General features: G+C 70.8%; 19 protein-coding genes and 2 tRNA genes. 8 read left to right on the top strand and 13 right to left on the bottom strand.

Going from position 1 to position 21932, the window contains the following annotated elements; translation table 11 throughout:
• Window positions 1-20: 20 nt before the first annotated feature.
• Window positions 21-2096 carry an alginate lyase family protein gene (locus tag K8640_RS09720; protein WP_223746791.1) on the bottom strand — a complete coding sequence of 692 codons (2076 nt, stop codon included), beginning with the start codon at window positions 2094-2096 and terminating at the stop codon, window positions 21-23.
• Window positions 2097-2300: 204 nt separating this feature from the next.
• Between K8640_RS09720 and K8640_RS09715 the strand changes: the two genes are divergently transcribed.
• The gene (locus K8640_RS09715; protein ID WP_223746790.1) at window positions 2301-3311 is read left to right on the top strand and encodes a histidine kinase dimerization/phospho-acceptor domain-containing protein; all 1011 of its coding nucleotides are present in this window, start codon (window positions 2301-2303) and stop codon (window positions 3309-3311) included.
• A 195-nt stretch (window positions 3312-3506) separates the two neighbouring features.
• Here K8640_RS09715 and K8640_RS09710 read toward each other — a convergent pair whose 3' ends face one another.
• Genes K8640_RS09710 through K8640_RS09685 form a run of 6 tightly spaced genes read right to left on the bottom strand, consistent with a single transcriptional unit; the run spans window position 3507 to window position 10680 of the window.
• On the bottom strand, window positions 3507-6053 hold the full coding sequence (locus tag K8640_RS09710; protein ID WP_223746789.1) for a response regulator: 2547 nt from the start codon (window positions 6051-6053) through the stop codon (window positions 3507-3509).
• 9 nt (window positions 6054-6062) lie between these two features.
• Window positions 6063-6623 carry a chemotaxis protein CheW gene (locus K8640_RS09705; protein WP_141323265.1) on the bottom strand — a complete coding sequence of 187 codons (561 nt, stop codon included), beginning with the start codon at window positions 6621-6623 and terminating at the stop codon, window positions 6063-6065.
• Window positions 6624-6630: 7 nt separating this feature from the next.
• Entirely contained in the window at window positions 6631-7038 is a 408-nt protein-coding gene (locus tag K8640_RS09700; protein WP_141323264.1) for a two-component system response regulator, read from the bottom strand.
• A complete protein-coding gene (locus tag K8640_RS09695) occupies window positions 7035-8639 on the bottom strand; it encodes a methyl-accepting chemotaxis protein (protein ID WP_370640331.1) in 1605 nt (534 codons plus the stop codon). Before K8640_RS09695 ends, K8640_RS09700 begins: the two co-directional genes overlap by 4 nt.
• 29 nt (window positions 8640-8668) lie before the next feature.
• Window positions 8669-10120 carry a protein-glutamate O-methyltransferase CheR gene (locus K8640_RS09690; RefSeq protein ID WP_223746788.1) on the bottom strand — a complete coding sequence of 484 codons (1452 nt, stop codon included), beginning with the start codon at window positions 10118-10120 and terminating at the stop codon, window positions 8669-8671.
• Window positions 10117-10680, bottom strand: a complete 564-nt coding sequence (locus K8640_RS09685; RefSeq protein ID WP_074957366.1) for a chemotaxis protein CheW — start codon at window positions 10678-10680, stop codon at window positions 10117-10119. Before K8640_RS09685 ends, K8640_RS09690 begins: the two co-directional genes overlap by 4 nt.
• 246 nt (window positions 10681-10926) lie before the next feature.
• Here K8640_RS09685 and K8640_RS09680 point away from each other — a divergent pair, with 246 nt between their 5' ends.
• Window positions 10927-12969, top strand: coding sequence for a protein kinase domain-containing protein (locus tag K8640_RS09680; RefSeq protein WP_223746787.1), 2043 nt, complete (start codon window positions 10927-10929; stop codon window positions 12967-12969).
• Window positions 12970-13043: 74 nt separating this feature from the next.
• Here K8640_RS09680 and K8640_RS09675 read toward each other — a convergent pair whose 3' ends face one another.
• The 3 genes from K8640_RS09675 to K8640_RS09665 are packed head-to-tail and all read right to left on the bottom strand — an operon-like array spanning window position 13044 to window position 15408.
• Window positions 13044-13949 (bottom strand): myxosortase-dependent metalloprotease, MXAN_2677/MXAN_2678 family, encoded by a 906-nt coding sequence (locus K8640_RS09675; protein WP_223746786.1) that lies wholly within the window; start codon window positions 13947-13949, stop codon window positions 13044-13046.
• Complete coding sequence (locus tag K8640_RS09670) at window positions 13946-14845, bottom strand: myxosortase-dependent metalloprotease, MXAN_2677/MXAN_2678 family (RefSeq protein ID WP_223746785.1); 900 nt, start codon at window positions 14843-14845, stop codon at window positions 13946-13948. The genes K8640_RS09675 and K8640_RS09670 overlap by 4 nt, the downstream gene beginning before the upstream one ends.
• On the bottom strand, window positions 14842-15408 hold the full coding sequence (locus K8640_RS09665; RefSeq protein WP_223746784.1) for a hypothetical protein: 567 nt from the start codon (window positions 15406-15408) through the stop codon (window positions 14842-14844). Before K8640_RS09665 ends, K8640_RS09670 begins: the two co-directional genes overlap by 4 nt.
• Before the next feature lie 89 nt (window positions 15409-15497).
• Between K8640_RS09665 and gltX the strand changes: the two genes are divergently transcribed.
• The 5 genes from gltX to K8640_RS09640 all read left to right on the top strand — a co-directional run bounded on the left by gltX (window position 15498) and on the right by K8640_RS09640 (window position 18470).
• Window positions 15498-16937, top strand: a complete 1440-nt coding sequence (gene gltX, locus K8640_RS09660) for a glutamate--tRNA ligase (protein ID WP_223746783.1) — start codon at window positions 15498-15500, stop codon at window positions 16935-16937.
• 77 nt (window positions 16938-17014) lie between these two features.
• Entirely contained in the window at window positions 17015-17401 is a 387-nt protein-coding gene (locus K8640_RS09655; RefSeq protein WP_223746782.1) for a hypothetical protein, read from the top strand.
• A gap of 76 nt (window positions 17402-17477) precedes the next feature.
• A tRNA-Gln gene (locus tag K8640_RS09650) sits at window positions 17478-17548 on the top strand.
• A gap of 110 nt (window positions 17549-17658) precedes the next feature.
• Window positions 17659-17730 (top strand) — tRNA-Glu (locus K8640_RS09645).
• Window positions 17731-17789: 59 nt separating this feature from the next.
• On the top strand, window positions 17790-18470 hold the full coding sequence (locus K8640_RS09640; RefSeq protein ID WP_223746781.1) for a DUF2625 family protein: 681 nt from the start codon (window positions 17790-17792) through the stop codon (window positions 18468-18470).
• A 9-nt stretch (window positions 18471-18479) separates the two neighbouring features.
• On the opposite strand, the gene K8640_RS09635 is transcribed toward K8640_RS09640, so the two are convergent.
• Window positions 18480-19451 (bottom strand): response regulator, encoded by a 972-nt coding sequence (locus K8640_RS09635; RefSeq protein WP_194869019.1) that lies wholly within the window; start codon window positions 19449-19451, stop codon window positions 18480-18482.
• 58 nt (window positions 19452-19509) lie between these two features.
• Between K8640_RS09635 and K8640_RS09630 the strand changes: the two genes are divergently transcribed.
• On the top strand, window positions 19510-20106 hold the full coding sequence (locus K8640_RS09630; RefSeq protein ID WP_141323249.1) for a hypothetical protein: 597 nt from the start codon (window positions 19510-19512) through the stop codon (window positions 20104-20106).
• Here K8640_RS09630 and K8640_RS09625 read toward each other — a convergent pair.
• On the bottom strand, window positions 20078-21235 hold the full coding sequence (locus tag K8640_RS09625; protein WP_141323248.1) for a sensor histidine kinase: 1158 nt from the start codon (window positions 21233-21235) through the stop codon (window positions 20078-20080). The genes K8640_RS09630 and K8640_RS09625 overlap by 29 nt on opposite strands.
• A gap of 238 nt (window positions 21236-21473) precedes the next feature.
• Complete coding sequence (locus tag K8640_RS09620; RefSeq protein WP_223746780.1) at window positions 21474-21776, bottom strand: DUF2795 domain-containing protein; 303 nt, start codon at window positions 21774-21776, stop codon at window positions 21474-21476.
• Window positions 21777-21932 lie beyond the last annotated feature (156 nt).

Raw genomic sequence — 21932 nt, 5'->3', positions numbered from 1 at the left:
TCACGCCCCGACCCGAACACTCACCTGAAGACCACGACCCACTTCAAACTCGACGGAGGCTTCACCTGCCCCCGGAACTCCACCGTCACCGCGGGCACCACCCGCCCGTAGCCGGGCGAATAGCGCGAGGGCACCACCTGCGACTCCAGGCCCTCTTCCAGCAGAATCCATGCGAGCGGCGCCCCCTCCGGGCCCAGCTCCACCGCGACGGGCGAGAACACCAGCGGCTCCTCCGCCGCGCGCTGCGCCCGCGCGAGCACCTGCGCGTCCGGCGTCACCCGCCGGGCCTGCTCATCGGGAAGATGAAAGCGTCCAACGACTTCGTGAAGCCCCGTACCGATGAAGGAGTCCCGCCCCGCCAGCGAGCGCTCGCGCCGGTCCAACCGGAACGTGCGCTCGATGCCGACCGGGGCCGGCAGCAGGCGGTAACCATCATGGCGGGCCCGCAATCTGTCCACGGTGGCGCCAGGAAGGAAGGCCACCACGCGCGCTTTGGCTTCCTCGGGCAGCGCGAACAGCCGGGCCTTGTCGAGCGTGGCCTGCTCCGCGCCATCCACCTGCACGGTGTTGTGCGCGGCGGTGCCGCGGAACGCGTTGCGCATCGCCGGGTCGCGCGTGTACGAGCCCGTGCCCGGGTCGACGATGACGGGACGGCCGCCCAGGTGCAGCTCGAAGGAGAGCTTGTCGTTGTGGCTGTGGCCGCCCACCCCGCGCTGGCCCTGCTTTCCCGCGCTCACGGTGACGACGGCGCCCGCGCCGCGCAGCACGTGGAAGCCGCCCTCCGGGAAGCTGATGGACCGCGGCGCCGCGCCCGGTGACAGGCGCTGGTAGCGCTCCAGGCCCACGTGCCCGAGCAGCCACGCGGCCTCGTCCGGGAGCTCGCCGCCCGCCAGGGCCGCGTCTCCGAAGAGCGCCGCGCCCAGGCCCACCAGGTAGCCCTGCTCCATGTCGCCGCGGTCTCGCAGCGGGAAGACGCGGCCGGAGTCGTTGTCGCCAATCTGCGGCGCCAGGCCCGTCTCGGAGGACCACGCGCGCACCGCGTGGAACATGCGCTTGAGCCGCGTCTCGTAGGCCGTGCCCAGCGCCACGCCCGCGCCCCGCGCCACCAGCAGCGCCAGGGTGAACAGCTCCACCGAGAGACGGTGGTAGGGAATGGAGCCCTCGAAGGAGGTGCCCTCGACGTGGACCTGCGCGGACATCTGCTCGCACAGGCCGGCCACCGCCAGCGCCACCTGGCGCGAGGCACCGGGCAGCTCCGGGAACAGCAGGCCGACGACGAGCAGGCCCACGTGGTTGGAGACCAGGTGGTTGTTGGGCACCGCGCCCCGGTCCTCGAGGTGGGCCTCCACCCAGGACATGTGGTCCGCGAGCGAGCCGAGCAGCGGCACCAGGAACTCCGCGCGGCGCACCTCGGGCGCGTCGGCGAACATGGCCAGGGCCTGCGCCAGGTTGGCTCCGCGCAGCGCCACCTCCATGGCACAGGACCACTGCACGCCCTGCCCCACGGGATTGGCCTGGAGGAAGTCGAGCACCTGCATCACGAAGGCGGAGGCCAGCCGCGAGCGCTCACGGCGAGAGGTCTCCACCCAGTAGCCCTGCGCCAGCGCGATGACGCTGTCGAGCCGCCCCATCACCCAGGGGTACTTCGGGTCATTCCCCTTCGACAGGAGCGGCATCCGCTCCACCGGCGCCAGCGGATAGCGGTGGCCGCTGAGCACGTCGAGCGACCAGTCCACCGGCTTGCCCTCGCCGAAGACGACGCGCGTGCCGAAGACGTCCCACTCCTGACGGAGCGCGGCCTGGGCCCGGGCGATGGCGCGCTCACGCGCGCCTGGAAGCGTGGAGAGCGCGGCGAGCACGGACTCGCGCTGGGACACCTCGCACCACGCGCGCGAGGTGCGGCTGTTGAGCGCCTTCTGGGCCAGCTCCTCCGCGCGAGTCACGCCGAACGCGCTCAACAGCCGCACCTCATCGGTGCGCTCACGCCGTCGGTATCGTGCCTGCCGTGCCACGCCCTGCACACGCCGCACGGCGCTGAGGGCCAAGGCCCCCGGAGCCAGTCTGGCGATTGCCGCGTAGTAGTCGAGAGTCCCCATCAGTCCCTTCCGCCGCCCGTCGCAGAGGCCGTTAGCAAGGGTCCGGCCAAGGGGGCTCTCCGAGGAGTTGAGCGGGTTTGGGCGATCATCCCGCCCCGCGGGACGGTAAAAAGTCGGGAGGTCGCCGAGGAGCATGGGTAAAGGATTGCCGGGTGTCGGCGCCTTGTTTGCCCACCCTGGGCAGTGTTGCGCCCTGGAGGTGCCGTGCCCATACCTCTGCGCGTGCAAGTGGGTGCTCGGAGTGGGCGGAGCGTCGACCCGGATGTCGACGCGGGGGTGGAACAGGCGCTCGTGGCGGTGGCCGAGCGGGCCCTGTGCCGTGGTGCCCACGCGGGCATGGAGCTGTTGCTGCGCGAGACGCTCCGATTGACGGGGGCCTCCGGCGCGGCGCTCTTCGATGGACGCGTCTGCGTGGCGCGCGTGGGCACGGGCATTCCGCTTCCCGTGTCCGGTGGTGGACGGATGCTCAAGGTCTGGCCCGAGCGCGCGGACGGCGCGGTGCTCGAACGGCTGTCCGCCTTCGGGAGCGCGCTGCTCGCGGCGCGTGCGCGGGAGTCGGCCGCGAACGCACGTCATACGAAGCTGCTGGCCCAGCGCAGGGAGCTGGAGCGCGAGGTGGCCCGGTGGGAGCAGCGCCGCTCACACGCCGCCCATGACCTCAGGACCCCCTTGATGGTCATCAAGGGCTATCTGGACATGATGGTGAAGGGCATCGCCGGGCCGATGAACGCGACGGTGCAGCGCTACCTGGACCGGATGATGCGCGCGGCGCAGGACCAGCGGGCGCTCATCGACCATCGACTGGGACGCGGAGCAGTCACGGACCTGCGGCCCTTCTTGCACACGGCCTTCGGTCCCGCGTCGCGACACGCGCAACGGTGCACGGTGACGATGGCGCTGCCGGAGCGTCCCCTGCTGGTGAAGGGAGCCCGCGTCGAGGTGGAGACCTGGATGCGGGCGATGGCGCGCGGGCTCGCGTCGACGCGCGCCACCGCGATGGACCTCCAGGTCGAGGCGTTCGAGCCGACGAGCAGCTGGCGGGTGCTCGCGATGACTCGGGGCGGAGAGACTCCCTCGGCCAAGGCCCTCACACGGATGAGGGAGCTGACGCGCCGGCTCGGAGGAACCCTGGAGGCGCCGACCGACGAGGAGCCGCGCTGGGTCGCGCGACTTCCGGCGGAGCTCGGACCTCCCGGCGCCGCCGTCACGGGCTGAGCGATTCGCGGGCCCGCCCGCTCCCAGCATCGCGCCTCCACCCGACCATCTCGCGAGTCGCGCGTCGGGCCTGCCTGGAACGGCCGGGCGCGACGCCCCGGCCGCTGCTCGGCAAGAGCGCCTTTCCATTCCGACGCGGGGCTCATCGCCACGGGTCGGGACAGGCCACCGAAGCCGATTCCCCGACTCGAGCCGCTACGCCGCGTTCGCGGGCAGGAGCTGTCGCACCAGCTCCAGCAACCTGCCGCGCTCCACCTCGCGCTTGACGAGGTAGCCATCCGCGCCCGCCTCGAGTCCCGCGGCGCGGTCCTCGGGGCTGTCGAGCGAGGTGACGAGGATGATGGGCGTGGAGTGCAGCGTCGGGTGTGACTTGATGCGCCGCGCGAGCCCGACACCATCCAGCCGAGGCATCTGCCAATCGCTCACCACGAGCTGGCACGACGTGCGCTCCAGGATGCCCCAGGCCTCCTCGCCGTCCGCCGCCGTCACCACCGGGAAGCCGGCGATCTCCAGCAGCGACTTCATCGCGAAGCGCGTCGTGAGCGCGTCGTCGCACACGAGGATGCGCGGACGACGCGACTCCGTCGCCATCGAGCGCGTCTCCGGCCTCGCCGCGCGCACGAGCTCCGGCGCGTTGAGCACCGGCACCACGCGTCCGTCATCCAGCACCGCCGCGCCAGCCAGATGCCGCACGCTCTGCAGATGCTTGCCCAGCGAGCGCACGACAATCTCCTGCTGCCCCACCACCTCGTCGATGGCGTACAGCACCTTGTCCCCACCCACGACGACCAGCGCCGCCGTCTGCACGCGGCCCGACTCGATGGCGAGCGGCAGCCGGGGCAGCCCGATGGCCTCCGCCAGCGGGAGGAACGTGAGCTGCGAGCCATCCACACGCGCCACCACGCGCCCGGCCACCGTGCCCACGTCGTCCGGCGTGAGGCGCATCACGCGCTCCACGCTGTCGGACGGAATCGCGGACACCGTCGTGCCCGTGCGCACCAGCAGCCCCAGCGCCGCGGCCAGCGTCAGCGGCAGGTCCACGGTGAAGCGCGTCCCCCGCCCCGCCCAGAACTCCACATCCACCGAACCCTGGAGCCGCGCCGCCGTGGCCTGCACCACGTCCAGCCCCACGCCCCGGCCCGACGTCGCCGTCACCTGCTCACGCGTGGAGAAGCCCGGCTGGAACACCAGCCGCGCGGCCTGCGCGTCGGACAGCTTCGCGGCCGCGTCCTCCGTCAACAGGCCCCGGCGCACGGCCGTGGCCCTCACGCGCTCGGGAGACAGCCCGTAACCATCGTCCTCCACCACCACGGCGATGCGCGCGCCCCGGGGCTCCACGCGCACCGTCAGCCGCCCCGTCTCGGACTTGCCCGCCTGGCGGCGCTCGTCCGGCGTCTCGAGCCCATGGTCGATGGCGTTGCGCACCAGGTGCAGCAGCGGGTCCTTGAGCGCATCCAGGATGCGCCGGTCCAACCGGACCTCGCCGCCCGCCAGCTCCAGCGCCACGTCCTTGTTCAGCCGCGCGGACACCTCGCGCACGGTGCGACGCAAGGGCTCCAGCAGCTGCGAGGCGGGCACCATGCGCAGGTCCCGCAGGTCATCGCGCGCCACCTGCGCCACCAGCGCGAGCTGCTCGCTGTCCCGGTGCGCCTCGCGCGACACCTCCAGCAAGCGCTTCTGCATGCTCCGCATCAACGTCACGCCCGAGCGCAGTGAATCCAGCGCCGCGCCACCGCCTCCCGCGAGCGTCAGCTCCGACGCGGCGCGCTCCAGTTGACGCAGCACCTCGTGCGTCCCATCCGACAACGCGCGGTAGCTCTCCGAGCGCCGCGCCTGCTGGGAGCGCCCCGCCACGAGCAGCTCCACCTGGAGCGCCAGCGAGTCCAGCGTCTTCACCGCCACGCGCACCGTGTGGTCCGTCGAGGCCCGGGCCTCCTGCTGCACGGGCGCCTGCTGCGCACCGGACGCGCCGTTCTCCACGGCCACCGGCGCCGCGCGCAACGTCTCCACCGCGCGCGCCACCGCTTGCGGCGGCCGCTCGTGCTCGAGCTGTCCGCGCAGGTCCACCAGCGTGCCCGCGACCTCGGAGGCCGCGAGACTCGCCGCGTCGCCTCCCGGCTCCATGCGCGCGAACCCCAGCGCGGCGGACTCGGACAGCGTGGCCAGCCGCGCGGAGCCGGCCTCCAGGGCCTGCACCTTCAGCCCGCGCGCCCGCTCCATCGCCTTGCGCACCACGGCCGCGCGGTCCGGCACGTCCGGCGAGCACAGCGCGCCGAGCGCGGCCTCCAGGAACTCCAGCGCCTCCAGCCCCTTCGCCGCGAGCCCGGACAGCACCGCGGCCGACTCGGGCAGCACCACGTCGCGGCCCAGCGACTTGAGCAGCCCGGCCAGGCCATCCACCTGGGGCGCCTGTCCCGCGTCGCCCCGGGCCATGGCGGCCTCGATGCCGGACAGGCCGCGCAGCATGGACTCCACCGCGTCGCGAGGAAGGCCGTCATCCGTGCGGATGTGGGCCAGCCCGTCCTCGATGGCGTGCACCACCTGCTCGATGTCGTCGAGCCCCAGGCTCGCCGCCGAGCCCTTGAGGCTGTGCACCAATCGCTTGAGCGAAGGCAGGAGGTCCGCCTCGCGCTCGTTCGAGGGGCCCTCCAACCCGAGCACCTTCGCTCCGATGGCTTGGATCTGCTCACGCGTCTCCGCGGAGAAGACCGGCCAGATGCTGCGCAAGAGCTGCGGATCCATGTCGCGCCCCTATTCCTGCGCCTGCCGTCCCGCGGCCGGGCCCCCGAGCTGCTCCAGCTCCAGCACCGTCAGCCGGTCCGGAGTCAGGTACAGGAAGGGTCCCGGCGGGGGCTGCGAGAGCTCCGACTTCGGCAACTCCTTACGCCCCTCCACCGTCTCCGCCGCCAGGCCGAAGCACTCCTCGTCCACCTCCACCACCACGATCTTGCCCAGGTCCGACATGCCGCCGCCCTCCAGCCCCAGCAGCTGGCGGAGGTCCAGCACCGGCACCACGCGCGAGCGGCTGGCCAGCGCGCCCAGCACGTGCCGCGGCGCCCCGGGCAGCGAGGAGATGCCACGCGCCTCGAGCACATGGTCCACGTGCTCGATTCGGACCGCGTAGCGCTCCCCGCCCACCTGGAAGGCGAGCACGGACAGCACCTCTTGATGCTCCTCGTGACGAGACTCGGCCAGGGCGCGCGCGCGCGCGCCGAGCACCTCGCGGCGCTTGTCCACGCTCACCCCGGTCGTCCCGAGCTGGGGCCTGGGCCCCGTGGAGTCCTTGCTCACCTTGACCTCGTCACCCGGCATGGGCTCGTCACTTCGTCGCGGGCAGCTTCAACATGTCACGCACCTTCGAGCGCAGGTCGTCCACCGACACCGGCTTGTTGAGGAAGGCGCTCGCACCCACCAGCTGTCCCTTCTTGCGACTCGCGTCGTCCTTCAGGGAGGTGAGCAGCATGAAGGGCGTGTCATGCAGGTTGGAGTCGGCGCGCACCGCCGCGCACAGGGCGAAGCCGTCCATCTCCGGCATCTGCACGTCGGAGATGATGAGGTCCGGCCTGTACTCGCGCGCCTTGTTCAGCCCCACCGCTCCGTTGGGGGCGTCGACAAACTCCAGGCCCCAGCCCATCAGGTAGACCTGGAGCAGATTGGTGATGGTCTTCGTGTCCTCCACGATGAGGACCTTCAAGGACTTTCGTTCCGTCGCCACATTCACATTCATAGCTGGTACCTACCCACCAGGTCCGAGAAGCGCTTCGAGAGATTGGTCAGGTTTCCAGCCACCTGTTCGATGCGTCGCGTCCCGATGACGGAGTCTCCCATGGCCGACGTCAGCTCGCCCATCGCCGCGGCGATCTGCTCCACGCCAATCGTCTGCTGCCGGGTATTGCCCGCGATCTGTCGCGCCGCACCGGACGATTCGCGAATGACTTCGGACAGTCCGAGGATGGCGTTGCCCGCGCCGCGCGCCAGCTCCATCGCCGCCTGCGCCCGGCGGCTGCCTTCTTCCGTGGCCGTGACGGCCGCGCGCGTTCCCTTCTGCACTTCGTTGAGAAGTCCGCGCACCTGCTCCGCGGCCAGCCGGGACTGCTCCGCCAGCGTGCGCATCTCCGTGGCCACCACCGCGAAGCCCCGCCCGTGCTCGCCCGCCTTCGCCGCCTCGATGGAGGCGTTGAGCGCCAGCAGGTTCGACTGCTCGGCCACGTCCTTCACCGTGCTGATGATGTCGCCAATCTGGAGCGTGCGCTCGTTCAAATCCGTGATGGAGAGCGCGATGGCCTTCACCTGCTCACCCAGCTTCTCCATGCCGGACACGCTCTCCGACACCACCTTCTGGCCTTCGGCGCTGAGCGTCTCCGACTTCTGCGTCTGGGAGATGACCGAGTCCGCGTAGGCCGTGGCCTGCTTGGATGTCTGGGCAATCTCCGCCACCGTGGTGCTCGTCTCGCTGATGGCGGACGCCTGCTGGTGCGCCATGGCGGACTGCTGCGAGGACGTCGTCAGCACACCCGCCGCCTCCTTCTCCATCTCCGCCGCCGCGCCCTTCAGGTCCTCGAGCAGGTGCGCGAGCCCCTCCGACATGGCCGCGAAGCTGCGCGACACCGCGCCAATCTCGTCGTTGGCCTCGGTGTCGAAGCGCTGGCGCAGGTTGCCCCCGGCGATTCCCGCCGCCGCGTGCGACAGTCGCTCCAGCGGCACGACGAGCAGCCCGGACAAGAACCACGACGCCACCAGGCACGCGGCCAGGATGAAGACGCCGAGCACCAACGTGAAGCGCGTGGTGCCTCGCAGCGCGTTGGTGAGCGCCTCCTCGTGGAGCGCCACCTGCACGGTGCCCACCCGGCGCGAGGCGCCTGCCTGCGGCGCCACCACGGGGGTGGAGGACTCCACCACCGCCTCGTCGTTGATGACCAGCCGGCGCTCCACCGCGGTGTCTCCCTCGGCGGACGGCTGATCCGCGCCCGCGAAGCGCTCCGCGGCGACCTCCGCGAGCAGCTCACCCTTCGCGTCGCGGACCAGCACGTAGGCCACGTCCGGGACATGGCGCAGGACACCGTGCGCCGTGGACTGCAGGCGGCTGGCGTCCGGGCTGGCCGACAGCATGGGCGTGAGCGTCTTCGCCAGCTCCTCGCTCACCGCGTGCGAGCGCCGGGACAAGTCCTCCCGCTGCGCGTTGCTCATCTGCATCCAGAAGGCGAGCACGAGGATGCCCGCCACGAGCACGCCCGTCACGCCCGTGACGGCGACAATCTTGAAGCGCAGGCTGAGGCGGCCCATCGCGAGCAGCCCTGGCAGCGTCAGCTTCGTCTTCTCGAGGTCCACGTTGACTCCCACGGGCGAAAGCGCGCGCGCTAGCGCGCGCCCTGCCATCCAGCCTGAGTTCTGGGTACCAGGGCCTGTCGCAGGCCGCCGGCGGTCATCGTCTCCACCCCACGCAGCGGGTGTTCATCATCCAGCCCGTCGAGCGAGCGCAGCGCGTTCTGTCGCGCGCGCTCCGCGTCCTCGGGCCGGTCCATGCGTCCGTAGAGCGCCACCAGCGTCGCGTGACCGAGCGCCAACCGGGGCTCCAGGTACAGCGCCTTGCGCACCGCCTCCACCGCGCCGTTCAAGTCCCCGCGCCCCTCCGCCACCATGGCCAGCAGCAGGTACGCCTCCGGCACCAACGCCTTCGCCGCCTCGCGCGCGAGCGCCTCGGCCTCCTCGAAGCGGCCCGAGCGGGCCGCGTCCAGCGCGCGCTCCATGGGCCCCGTGGCGCTCCCGCTCGAAGCGGGCACGGCCTGCGGGCCCCGCGCCTCTCCCGCGCCCTGGGGTTTGTGCGGGCCCGTGGCGATGGCGGACAGGCTCACGACGGGCATCTCGGTCCCCGAGGGCGTGCGCGCCGGTTGGGTCGAGCCCCCCTCCCCCAGCGCCGAGGGACGCGCCGCGGCCCGCGCCGCCGTGCGAAGCAGCGCCTGGGCCGCGTCGCGCACGGCCCGGGGCGTGGGCGGCGCGGGCCGCGTCCACCCCGGAGGCGGCACCCTCAACGCCACGCTGCCCTCGGCATCCACCGTCTCCAGCCCCAGCCCGTTGGTGAGCGGCACCTCGGCGGGCGACACGAACAACAGCCCGCCCGGCGCGAGCACGGAGACGAAGTGCGTGAGCACCTGGCGCACCAGCTCGGGCGGGAAGTAGATGAGGACGTTGCGGCAGAAGATGGCGCTCGGCGCGCTCACGGGCGGCGGCTCGTTGGCCAGGTTGTGGCGGCGGAACTCCACCGAGCGGCGAACCTGCGCGACGACGGAGAGCTGATCGCCCTGCGGCTCCAGGTAGCGGCGCTCCAGCTCCGGCTCGATGTGCCGCAGCGACCACGGGCCGTAGAGCCCCGCGCGCGCGCGGTCCAGCGCCCGGTTGGACACATCCGTGGCGAGCACCCGGAAGCGGCCCTCGGGGACGCCCGCCGCGAGCAACGCCATGGCGATGCTGTACGGCTCCTCGCCCGTGGCGCAGCCCGCGCTCCACACCTGGAAGAACGGCCCCGCCGGCGGCACGGCCAGCCGCGCCAGCGTGCGCAGGTGCTCGGGGTGACGGAAGAAGTACGTCTCGCCGATGACGGCGTGCTCGATGAAGGTCTCCACCGCCTGCGCGTCGCGGCGCAACAGCCCGCGCAGGAACGACGCGGGCGCAAGGCCCCGCGCCTCCGACGAGCGCGCGAGCGCCGTCTCCAACGTGCGCCGCAGGCTGTGCGCGAGCGTCAGGCCGCAGGCGGCCCGGAGGACCTCCTCCACCTGGATGAGCGTCGCGTCATCGAGGACGGCCTCGCTCACGCCCCCTCCGACCCCACCAACACCGCCGAGACGCGCAGCAACGGCCGCACCCCTTCGGGCGTCCGGCACAGGCCCGCCATCAACCCCGTCCGGTCCCACGGCAAAGTCACCGTGCCATCGGGAGTGCCCTCCACCAACGTGGGCGCCTCCACCAGATCCCTGACACGGTCCACCAGCACGGCCACCGGGCGCGCGCCCTTGCAGATGACCAGGTGCGCATCCAGCTCCGGCTGCCGCGTCACGCCCAGCAGCACCGCCAGGTCCACCGCGACGGCCGGGTTGCCTCGATAGATGAAGGTGCCCGCGACATGGGGCGGTGCCCCCGGCAGCGGCTCCAGTTCCACCAATCGCACCACCTCCTGCACGGCGTCCGCCGCGAGCAGCGCGCTGGTGCCCGCCGCGTCCAGGGTGAGGAAGAGCCCCGGCAGTCGCAGCTCTCCCGACAGGGAGATCAACTCCTGACGCAGCCGCGCCTGCTCGAGCTCCAGCGCACCCAGTCGCTCCTCGACGGAGGCCCGGCGCACCTGTGTGTCCACGGGGTTGTTGGGGGTGTCTGCCATGGGGACGGCCCCGCCCGCTTCAGCCCTGGCGCGCGGGTCGACTCACGCTAGTCCGGGCCAGGAATAACCGTCAATGCGGGGTCAAACTGACCGTCCCCCACAGGACGCGGCGGATGTGTGTCCTCAGCCGCCTCGACAGGTCGGGTGTCCACCAGGCGGGGAGTGCGTCCGGAAGTGAAGATATGGTTTGATGCGGACCCGGCACACTCCTGGAGAATCCATGTTGCTTGTTGTCAGGGGGTACGAATGATCAAGGGCGACTCGCCGAACCCCGAGACGCCTGGCGCGCCGGGCGCGGATCCGCTCATCGGTCGCACCCTGAACGGCCGCTTCAGCATCCTGGAGCCCCTGGGTGTCGGAGGAATGGGCAAGGTCTACCGCGCCCTGCAGGCCCCCCTGGAGCGAGTGGTCGCGCTCAAGGTGCTCAACCCCAGCTTCCCCAGCAGCAGGGATCCAGGCTTCCAGAAGCGCTTCCTGCGCGAGGCGTCGCTGACGTCGAAGCTGCGCCATCCCAACACCGTCACCGTCATCGACTATGGCCAGACGGACGACGGCATCTTCTACATCGCCATGGAGTACCTGGACGGTCGCACGCTGGCCCAGGTGCTCGGGCAGGTGGGGCCGCTGTCCTGGTCGCGCTCGGTGGCCATCGCGCAGCAGATCTGCCGCTCGCTGCGCGAGGCGCACAGCCTGGGCATCGTCCACCGCGACCTGAAGCCCGCCAACATCATGCTGCTCAACGAGCAGGATCAGGACCTGGTGAAGGTCCTGGACTTCGGGCTCGTGAAGTCGGTGGCGGCGCCGCAGGAGGGGCAGATCTCCCCGGAGATCACCCAGAACGGCACGTTCCTCGGCTCGCCGCAGTACATGGCGCCCGAGCAGGCGCGCAACGCGACGGACGCGCGCAGCGACGTGTACTCGCTGGGCATCGTCCTCTTCCAGATGCTGATGGGCCGGCCGCCGTTCATCGCGCGCGACCACATCGAGCTCATCTTCGCCCACTACAAGGAAGCCCCGCCCACCTTCCAGCAGCTGCGTCCGGACCTCGCGATTCCGCCCGAAATCGAGGGCGTGGTGCGCCGCTGCCTGGAGAAGGACCCGGCGCGCCGCTTCCAGACGATGGACGAGATGCTGGAGGGCCTGCGCGAGGCGAGCATGTCCGCGGGCGGCAACAGCGGCATCTTCAAGCGCCCCGGCGGCGCGACGACGACGGGCCCCTACCCCTCTCCGTTGTTCTCCAGCGTCGGCAGCGCGTCCACCGAGTCGGGTGACACCCTCGCCGTGGACATCAGCGTCGAGGTGCCGGTGGCGGTGCAGCGCGCCCGGCAGCGCACGCTGCTCATGGGCGGGCTCGGCGGCGTGGTGGTCGCCGGCCTCATCGCGGGCGGCGCGGTGCTCTTCATGGGCAACAAGGAGACACCCAAGCCCGCCGAGCCGACGCCCGCCGCCGTCGCGCAGGCGCCGGCGCAGGTGGCTCCCGCGGCGCAGGCGGCGCCCACGCCCGCGGGCAACCAGAAGGTCCGCTTCAAGCTGATGAGCCAGCCCAGCGGCGCGCGCGTGTTCTACCGGGGCAAGGAGCGCGGCGTGACGCCGTTCACCCTGGAGCTTCCGCCGGGCGAGGATGGCACCATCACCGTGGAGCTGACGTTCGCGCTCGAGGGCTACCAGATGGAGACCGTCGTCACGGGCGGCTCCGGTGACGTGGTGCTGTCGCAGAAGCTGCAGAAGCGCCGCGGCGGCCGGGGCGGCGGAGTGGAGGTGGCGACCGCCTCCTCGTCGTCCTCGGATGACGTCGACGTGCCCGAGCCCGTGGCCACGCCCGGGGGCATGTCCGCGCCGGTGATGCTCGCGCCCACGCAGGCGCCCTCGGAGCCGGCCGTTCCCCCCACGGCGGGCGCGGTGGGCGCGGCGGCGGCCACGCAGGCCAAGGGCGTGTCGGGCGGACTGACGGTGCCCGTGCTGCCCACGGCGGCGCTGGCCTCCGCGCGCGGCGACGTGCTGCCCTACAACGAGGACATGCCCCGGCCGGAGATGATCGACCAGAGCAAGGACCTCATCTACACGCGCGAGGCGATGGCGGCGAAGGCGGAGGGTGTGATGATCACCCGCTGCACCATCACCACCAAGGGCCGCGTGGAGAAGTGCCGCGTCATCAAGACGGTGCAGTACATGGAGAAGGCCGTGCTGGACTCGCTCCAGTCGCGCACCTACAAGCCCGTCATCTACCAGGGCCATCCGGTGAACGTGGACTACACCTTCAGCATGCGCCTGGTGGCTCCGCGCCGCTGAGGTCCGTCAGGCCCTTCGAGGACGTGAGCGCCGCCCCCGGCCTTCCGGCAAGGGCGGCGCTCCTGTCTCGGGCCTCAGCCGCGCCGCCGCCGTGTACGCACTAGCGCGAGCGCCGCCAGCCAGCCTCCGGCCACGACGGCGCCCGGCGCCGAGGCGCAGCCGGTGCCGCGCCCGTCTCCCAAGAGGGCCAGCCCCGTGTTCTTCATGATGCACTGATTGGGCGGCAGCCCCTTCGGGTAGATGGAGCAGAAGCCCTCGGCGGAGCCCGCATCGATGATGCGCTTCTGCGTCTCACCGAGCGGCGCGGTGCGCTCCATCGTCGCGCCCGGATAGGGCACGTGGTCCAGCCCCACCACGTGGCCAATCTCGTGCGTCATGGTGTTCTGCAGATCCATGGCCACGCAGTCGACGGACTCGGAGCCCTCCACGCACGGCGGAGCGTCCACCGTGGTGAAGAGGTACCCCGCCGCGTTGACCTCGATGTCCGCGTCCCACACCCGCCCACTCTCGACGCCGTGGGAGGAGATGGTGATGGCCAGCGTGCGCGAGTCCTCGTCCCAGCACGCGTACTTGTTGCCGCAGGTCATCTCCGTCCAGCACGCGTCGTCTTCAGGGGCGACGTCGAAGCAGTACGTCTCACGGAAGGTGATGATGTTGTAGTTGGACGCGGGGTCCTCCTTCACGTACCCCACCTCCACCTTCCCCTCCCAATCCCTGCCCCGGCGGAACGTGTAGTCGCTGCACGTCGCGGCCACGCGCCGCCACGACTCGAAGGAGGCCTCGATGGCGGCCACCTCCGTGTCGCCCGGCGTGCGCGCGCTGCCGGCGGCATCCAGGTGGTAGACGTACTCGGGGGCGGGCCAGACCAGACACATGCGGCCGTTCCCGTTCGCCGTGGTGCGGCGGTAGGGATACGCGTCCTGAGCCACGGCGGGCGCGCTGGTGACGAGCGTCAGCGCGAGCACCAGGGGCCTTCTCACGAGCGGCCCTCCGCCGCGCCGCGCCTACGCCGACGCAGCCACGCCCACGCGAGCAGCGCCGGCCCCATCGACGTCGCGGTGGCGCCCGTCGCGGAGCAGCCCTTGTCGCCCACGGGGCCGCCCACCAGCGTGTCCATCGCCGGGTGGAAGTCGGACTGGCTGGGCTTGCCCTTCGGATAGACGTCGCAGACGAAGTCGCGCGAGCCCGGGTCGATTTCGCGCTTGGACACCTCGCCCGGCGGCGCGCTCGGGAACATGGTCGAGCCCGTCACGCGCGTGTGGTCCAACCCGATGAAGTGGCCAATCTCGTGCGTGGCGGTGTTCTGCACGTCGGTGGCGACGCAGTTGCTCTGCCCCTGCGCCGTGCACGGAGGCCCGTCCACCGCGGTGAAGAAGTACCGGCTCGCGTTGAAGGAGATGTCCGAGTCGTAGATGATGCCCGAGCGCTTGTCATACGTGGTGAGGGTGATGGCGAGCGTGCCGTCGTCGTCATCCCAGCAGTCGTGCTGGTTCGCGCACGTCTCCTCTTTCCAGCAGGGGTCGGTCGACTGCACCAGCCCGCTGCAGTTCTGGGTGCGGAAGAGCACCACGTTGTGGTTCGTCTTGCCGCGCAGGTAGCCCACCTCCCGCGAGTCCACCAGCGGCCCCTCCCGCAGCGACAGGTTGCCGCAGGAGGTGAAGATGTCCTGCCAGCTCTGGAAGGAGGCGCGGATGGCCTGGAACTCGGTCTCCCCCGGCGTGACGGGGTTGCCGTCGCGGTTCAGGTTCCAGGTGACGAGCGGCACCGTCCAGTACAGCGCCTGGGTGGAGGGGTCTCCCGCCGTCACGCGGCTGCGCACGTACGGGTCGAACTGTCCGACGGCCATGAGCGTGAGCAGCGTGGCCACGGGCATCACGGCGTGGACCCCTTCTTCAGCGCGGCGCGCACGGTGGCCTTCAGTTCCTCCAGCGTCCGGGGCTTCTGCGTGGCCGTCGTGGGCTTGCGCGTGACGGGGTCCAGCAGCAGCGCGTCGGAGTGCTCGGGGATGACCATGGCGGGCTTGCCGGCCTCGTCGCGGCGCACCTGGAACTTGCCCTGGGCCATGCCGGCGACGCGGAAGGCGGAGGCGCCGCGCTTGCGCAGGAAGACGACCACCTCCTCGTCCTTCTTGAAGGTCGCCAGGCCATGCACCGTCTGGCCGACGTCGCCCACCTCGCCTCCTGGCTGCGTGACGAGCACCGTGTTGCCCGGCTGGCCTTTGAGCGGGTCGGTCACCTGGACCTCGATGTCGGTGACGATGCGCCGACCATCCCCGCTCCAGCGGCTCTCCACGCGGCGCACGACGCCATGAACGACGGCATCCGCTTCCTGGGAGAGCTGCGTCACGTCCACGCGAAGCTGCGTGGTCGCGGACGCGGTCCATCCCCCCAGGAGCGCCACCGTCAACATTCCCAAGCGAAATCGCTGACGAATCGACATACGCGTTATCTCCCTCGGGGCGCACCATACCTCAGCGCGCCCATCCGCGTTGACCCCTCGACCGCCTCCCTGCTAATCCGCGCGCCCGTATGACTTCCGCCCCTCGCGTCCGTTTCGCTCCGTCTCCCACCGGATACCTCCACATCGGCGGTGCCCGGACGGCGTTGATGAACTACCTGCAGGCCCGCCGCTACGGCGGCACCTTCATCGTCCGCATGGAGGACACGGACCGCGTGCGCTCCACGCAGGAGTCGGTGCAGGCCATCCTCGACGGCCTCGAGTGGCTGGGCATCGACTGGGACGAGGGACCCGGCAAGGAGGGCCCCCACGCGCCCTACTTCCAGACCCAGCGCCTGGACACCTACCGCGAGCACTCCCAGCGCCTGCTCGCCGAGGGCAAGGCCTACCGCTGCTACTGCACCCGGCAGGACCTGGAGGCGCAGCGCGAGGCGGCCGAGAAGTCCGGCGCCTTCTACAAGTACCCGGGCACGTGCCGTGAGCTGAAGGGCCCGCCCGAGGGCCGCCGCGAGGAGGAGGCCGTCATCCGCTTCAAGATGCCCTCCACCGAGGGCACCGTGTCGTTCGACGACAAGGCGCTGGGCGTCATCACCAAGCCCTACTCGGACCTGGACGACTGGGTCATGCTGCGCGCGGACGGCATCCCCCTCTACAACTTCGGCTGCGTCATCGACGACCACCTGATGGACATCACGCTGGTGGCGCGCGGGCAGGAGCACGTCAACTCCACCTTCCCGCAGCTGATGCTCTACATGGCGCTGGGCTGGAAGCCGCCCGAGTTCGCGCACCTGCCGCTCATCCTCGGACCGGACCGCGAGAAGCTCTCCAAGCGCAAGCACCCCGAGGCGGACGTGATGCTGCACAAGCGCACGGGCATCCTGCCGGAGGCGCTCAACAACTTCATCATCCGGTTGGGCTGGAGCCACGGCAACGACGAGGTCATCAGCCGCGAGCAGATGAAGGAGTGGTTCGACTTCTCCGGCGTCGGCACCACCTCCGGCGTGTGGAATCCGGAGAAGCTGCTGTGGCTCAACCAGCAGTGGATGAAGGAGCTGCCGGAGGCCACCGTCGCGGAGCGGCTGGTGCCCTTCCTCGAGGCCAAGGGCTTCCAGGTGAAGGGCGACTCGCGCCTGGTGCCGCTGGTGCACGCGCTCAAGGAGCGCTCGCGCACGCTGGAGGAGATGGCGACCACCGCGTCGCTCTACTTCCGCTCCGGCGTCACGCTGGACGAGAAGGCCGCGGCCAAGCACCTCACGGGGGACTCGCTGGGGCTCTTGCGCAAGGTGCGCGACGGCATCGCCGCGCTGCCGGAGTGGACGGTGGAGGCGCTGGACGGCGTGGTGAAGTCCGTCAGCGAGTCCTCCAGCGTGGGCATGGGCAAGGTGGCACAGCCCGTGCGGGTCGCCATCACAGGCAACACCACGAGCCCGGGCATCGGCGAGACGCTGCTGCTCGCGGGTCGTGACGAGGCCCTGCGCCGCATCGACGCCGCCCTGGCGCGCGGCGCGTGACCTCCGCCTCACGAAGCGGTGGACGTTCCCCGCTTCGGCCCCTATCTTCGCGAGCCATGATGCGAGCGCTTGACACCATGAGACAGCGTTTTTATAAGGCGCGCCCGCTCGGCGCGTTGATGTGTGCGCTCTGGGCGGTGGTGGCGAGCGCCGAGGTGGTCAGTGGCGCCCAGCTCCCGGACGGCTCCCAGAAGGTGGGGGAGAATCGGTACCGGGCGCCGAAAGACTTCGAGGCGACGTTGGATTACTACCGCTCGGTCTACTCGACGAGCAGTTATCCTCGGAGGCAGATCGTCAACCAGCCGGGCGTGAAGGCGGTCCACATCACCAACCCCTCGGGGAAGAACTTCGCGGGGCTGAATATTTACGAGGCGAACGAGGAAGTTCGCATCTACATCGTCCCGACGCAGCAAGCGGCCAAGCCGGCGAAGAAGCCGGAGCCCAAGTCAGGGAAGAAGAAGTAGAGCAGTCAGCAGGAAACGCCCACCGAAGTTGTTGCAGTCGATGGGCGGTGTTGGTAGTAGAGGCAGCCGCAGTGATTGGGGAATCGTCTAACGGCAGGACAGCAGACTCTGACTCTGCTTATCTAGGTTCGAATCCTAGTTCCCCAGCTCGCAGCACCGCAGTCCGCAGCAAAAAAGCTCGAATCAAGATGGTTGACGAGAGCTGAAGCAGGATGTAGGAAGCAGCAGCAGAAACACGGTGGTTGCAGCGAAATGTCGGCCCTGTCGTCTAGCGGTTAGGACGGTGCCCTCTCACGGCACAAACTCGGGTTCGAATCCCGGCAGGGTCACTCAGACGCCGCCTTCTGAAAAGAAGGCGGCGTTTTGTTTTTCCGGAGTGGGGTGACGCATGCGGCCGCTCGAGGCGTTGCTCGAAACCGAGGACCCCGCGTGGCCGTTGGTGCGGGAGTGGTTGGGCGCGGCGAGCCACCCGGTCGAGGTCCTGCCTCGCGACGAAGCCGCCGCCGGAGCTGTGCTCCACCTGCTTCAGGTGACGACGCGCTCTCCCCTGGGCGCGGTGGCCTACGAGACAGGGGGCCTGCTCGTCGACGGGGGCTGGCTCCGAATCCTGGGCGGCGGAGGCCCGCGCATGCGCGGCAGTCTGGCGACGTGGAATGCGCTGGGCCCGCATCCCGCGGTGGCTGCGAGCCGGGGAATGCTGCTCGTGGCCCATGATGTCCTCGGCGGCTTCTTCGCGCTCGACGGCGGGGCACTCGGCGAAGGGCGAGGCAGCGCGTTCTACTTCGCGCCCGACACGCTCCGCTGGGAGGACCTGGGGCGTGGCTACTCGGACCTGCTGGCCTTCTTCCTCTCTGGAGATCTCGCCGGGTTCTATGGCGCGTACCGCGCGGCCGGCTGGAGCGAAGAGGCCTCGAGGCTCTCACCGGATCAGGGCTTCTCCCTCCACCCTCCCCTCTGGACGGCAGAAGGCAAGGACCTCACCCAGGTGTCTCGACGGGCTGTGCCCATGACGGAGCTGCTGGCGCTTCAGCTCGACCTCGCACGCCAGCTCGACGCCGGCGAGGCCTGAAGCACCGGCTCAAGCCGACGGCGCGAGGATGCTCTGGCGGAACGCGGAGAGCGCGGCGGCCAGTCGGTCCTGGGCTCGCTGGACACCCCGGCGCAACAGCAGCATCCGCACCTTCTCCGGCAGGACGCTGGCGCCCTGCGTGGTGCCGAAGCCCACCAGGTCCATGCGCAGGGTGATGGCCTCCAGCAGGTCACCCAGGTCCGCCTCGGGACTGGCCAGCAGCAGCACATCCGGCGGCCGGCTCTGCAGGCGCTCCGCCAGCGTTCGCCACTGAGGGTCCCCCGTCTCCACCACCACGACGTCCACCTCTTCGAGCTCCGGCGCGTACGGCGGCAGCTCCCGCACCTCGAACCCGGACTCGCGCAGCGACTCCAGTGCCTCGGCGCTGCCCACCACCGCCACGCGGCCCGCCTGGACCTGGCGTGACGACTCCTCGTAGGCCCGGAGCTCCTCCTCCAGCGCCACGTGCGCGGGCTCCGGCGCGTCCTGCCCGGCGGCCAGCAGCGCGGCGGCCTCCCGGGCCACCTCCCGCGCCTGCTCGCGGACTCGCGTCCCGGACGTGCGCCGCTCCAGCGCCGCGCGCACCTTGGCGCGCAGCACCCGCAGGTCATCGAAGGGCTTGAGGATGTAGTCGCTCGCCCCCGCCGCGAAGGCCGCGATGACGGACTCGCTGCTCGCGTAGGCGGTGATCATCAGCGCCTCCAGCGTGGGCTGCAGCGTCCGCGCCTGCGCGACGAGCTCCACCCCGCCCATGCCGGGCAGGTTCTTGTCCGTCACCAGCACGTCGATGCGCTGCTCACGCAGTATCGGCAGCGCCTCCTCCGCGCTCGCCGCCACCAGCACCACGAGGTCCGACTCGCGCTCCAACAAGCGGGCGCAGATGTCGAGCACGACGGGCTCGTCGTCCACCACCAACACCGTCGAGGCGAGCGTTCCCCCCTCCCCACCGTCGCCCTCACCGGTCTCGAACGGGAGATCCATGGCTTTGGAGATTCGCACAGCTTCACGCGGACTTCGAGGCTCGCATGCGGGGACCGGTATGCTTATGCCCGTGGCGAGCTTCGAGGACGCGTTGCAGGAGAATCGGGTGCCCCCGCTGTTGGGCGACGTGCGCCTGCGTTACGACGGGGGCCGGCTGGTGGGGGAATCCCGCCCGCCCCGGTGGGATGCGCGCATGCTGCCGGGCCTGTGTGTCGGTGTCGCCGTGGGCTGCGCCCTGGGCGCCGCCGTCCTGGTGGGACAGGAGAAGGGCTCGCTCCCGGCCGCCTCCGCCACCCTGGCCCTGGTGGCCGCGGCCCTGGTGGGAGCCGCCCTCCGGCTCGAGTCGAAGCTCGGCCGCCGCCGCTTCGTGCTCCACTTCCGCTCGGAGACCCTGCGAGTCGAGCGACTGGCGTGGACTCCCGGCGCCACCCGCACGGAGCTCATCCCCTTCGACGAGGTCCGCGCCGTGCACATCGTCGAGCGCACCGGCTCCGGCTACGCGCTGGTCGTGGAGTACGGCCCCCAGGGAGCCCAGGCCCGGCGCGCCGTGCTGGTGGAGAAGGTTCGCCACGCGGAGGGAGAGACGCTCCACCGCGTGTGGCGCATGCTCAGCAACGCCTTCGGCCTCAGAGGGGCGGGGCTCGCCGGAGGGTGATTTCGATGTCCGTGCCCTCGCCGGGCGTGGACGACAGCCGCAGGTTGCCTCCCGCCTGCGCCACCAGCTCGCGGCAGATGGACAGGCCCAGGCCCGTGCCGATTCCCACCGGCTTCGTCGTGAACAGCGGCTGGAACACGCGCTCCTGCAGGTCCACGGGGATGCCGCAGCCGTTGTCCGCCACCGTCAGCACCACGTCGTCAGGCCGCACCGCCCAGCGCACCTCGATGCGCCCCTGCCGCCCCGTGCCCGACATGGCCTGCGCGGCGTTCACCACGAGGTTGAGCAGCACCTGGCACAGCTTCACCGGCCCGAAGATGACGCGCACCGCCTCGCCGTTGCTCGTCAGCCGTGCCCTGTCCCGCACCTCCGCCCGCGCCAGCTTCACCGCGAAGGAGACCACCTCGGCCACGTCCGCGGTGGCCTCCATGTCCTCGCCGCGCGCCTGGGCCCTCAGGCCCAGCGCCACCTGACGCAGGTGCTCGGCGCCGTCCGCCAGGTCCTTGATGAGCGCGGGCAGGTCCTCCACCGTCTCCGCCACCGACGGGTTCGGGTCCGAAGACAGGTGCTTGGACACGTACTGGATGACGCTCGTCAAATCCCGCTGCAGCGAGGACACGTTCTGCGACAGGTAGCCCACCGGGCCCATCAGCTCGTGCGCGATGCCCGCCGTCACCTGCCCCAGCGTGGCCAGACGCTCCGACTTCATCATCCGCCCTTCCACCTCGCGGATGCGCAGCTCCAGCCGGGCAATCTTCAGCGCGTCGTCCAGCGCCGCCTGCAGCTCCGAGCGGTCCCACGGCTTGACGAAGTAGCGCGTCACCTGGCCGCGGTTCACCGCGTCGATGACCGCCTGCATGTCCGCGTACGCCGTGACGAGCATGCGCTTGGCGTCGGGGGCAATCGAGCGCGCGCGCTCCAGCAGCTCCACGCCCGTCATCCCCGGCATCCGCTGGTCGGAGAGGATGACGCCAATCTCGCCCTTGCGCTGCTCGAGCAACGCCAGCGCCTCGCTGGGAGACGCGCTGCGGAAGATGCGGAAGCGCTGTCCGAAGTTCGCGTCGAAGACCCGCAGGTTCAGCGCGTCATCGTCGACGTACAGCACCGCGGGTAGTTCAGACGGGTTCATGACGCTCCTCCTGGCCGGCTATCCCTCAAAGAGGCCAGGCTGGTGCCGCCTAGAATAGCGCCTCCTCCGACTCCCTTTCTGCTGGGTGCCGACGGAACCGTCCCCCCGGGACGTAATGCCTCGCGAACTCTAGACCAACCAGACAGGTTTGACCCCCAGGAAAATCCAGACGAGTGCCCGTCACCCTGCCCGTTCACCGGGCATGCCGGCGACGGGAGGGCGCAGGAGGAGTGAGGGTTCAGCGAGTGGAGGTGAGGACGGGCGCGGGTGTGTCCGGGGACGCCAGGGCATCACCGGTGTCCTGCTCCAGGGCCACGGCCACCGCGTCCACGGAGGCGAAGCGGCCCCTGGGGAGGGCGCCCAACAGCGAGAGCACCGTGGGCGGGGCCTCGTTCTCACGAGCCACCCAGGTGAGCTCTTCCGCGGTGAGGGGGAACACCGCGCCGAGCAGGGCCTGGTGCAGCGACTGCGCGAGAGGCAGCGGCGGGCCCACCCGCTCCTCCAACTCCGACACACCCTGGACAAGCCGTTCGCGTGTCATGTCGTCGTTCATTTGGACGAAGTTAAGCAGCGAACCGATTCGGCTGCCGGCCTTTTTTTCGTGCCCGCCCAGCAACCGGGAGAGCGGGCCACGCAGCGGGCCCCGGGTGGCCACCTTCCGCGGGGCGCCCCACCGTTAATCGCGCAACTTCACACG

Source organism: Myxococcus sp. XM-1-1-1 (assembly GCF_020037095.1).
Taxonomy (GTDB): Bacteria; Myxococcota; Myxococcia; order Myxococcales; family Myxococcaceae; genus Myxococcus; species Myxococcus fulvus.
The sequence above is the reverse complement of the archived record's forward strand: the minus strand, read 5'-3'. Positions and strand labels throughout refer to the sequence as shown.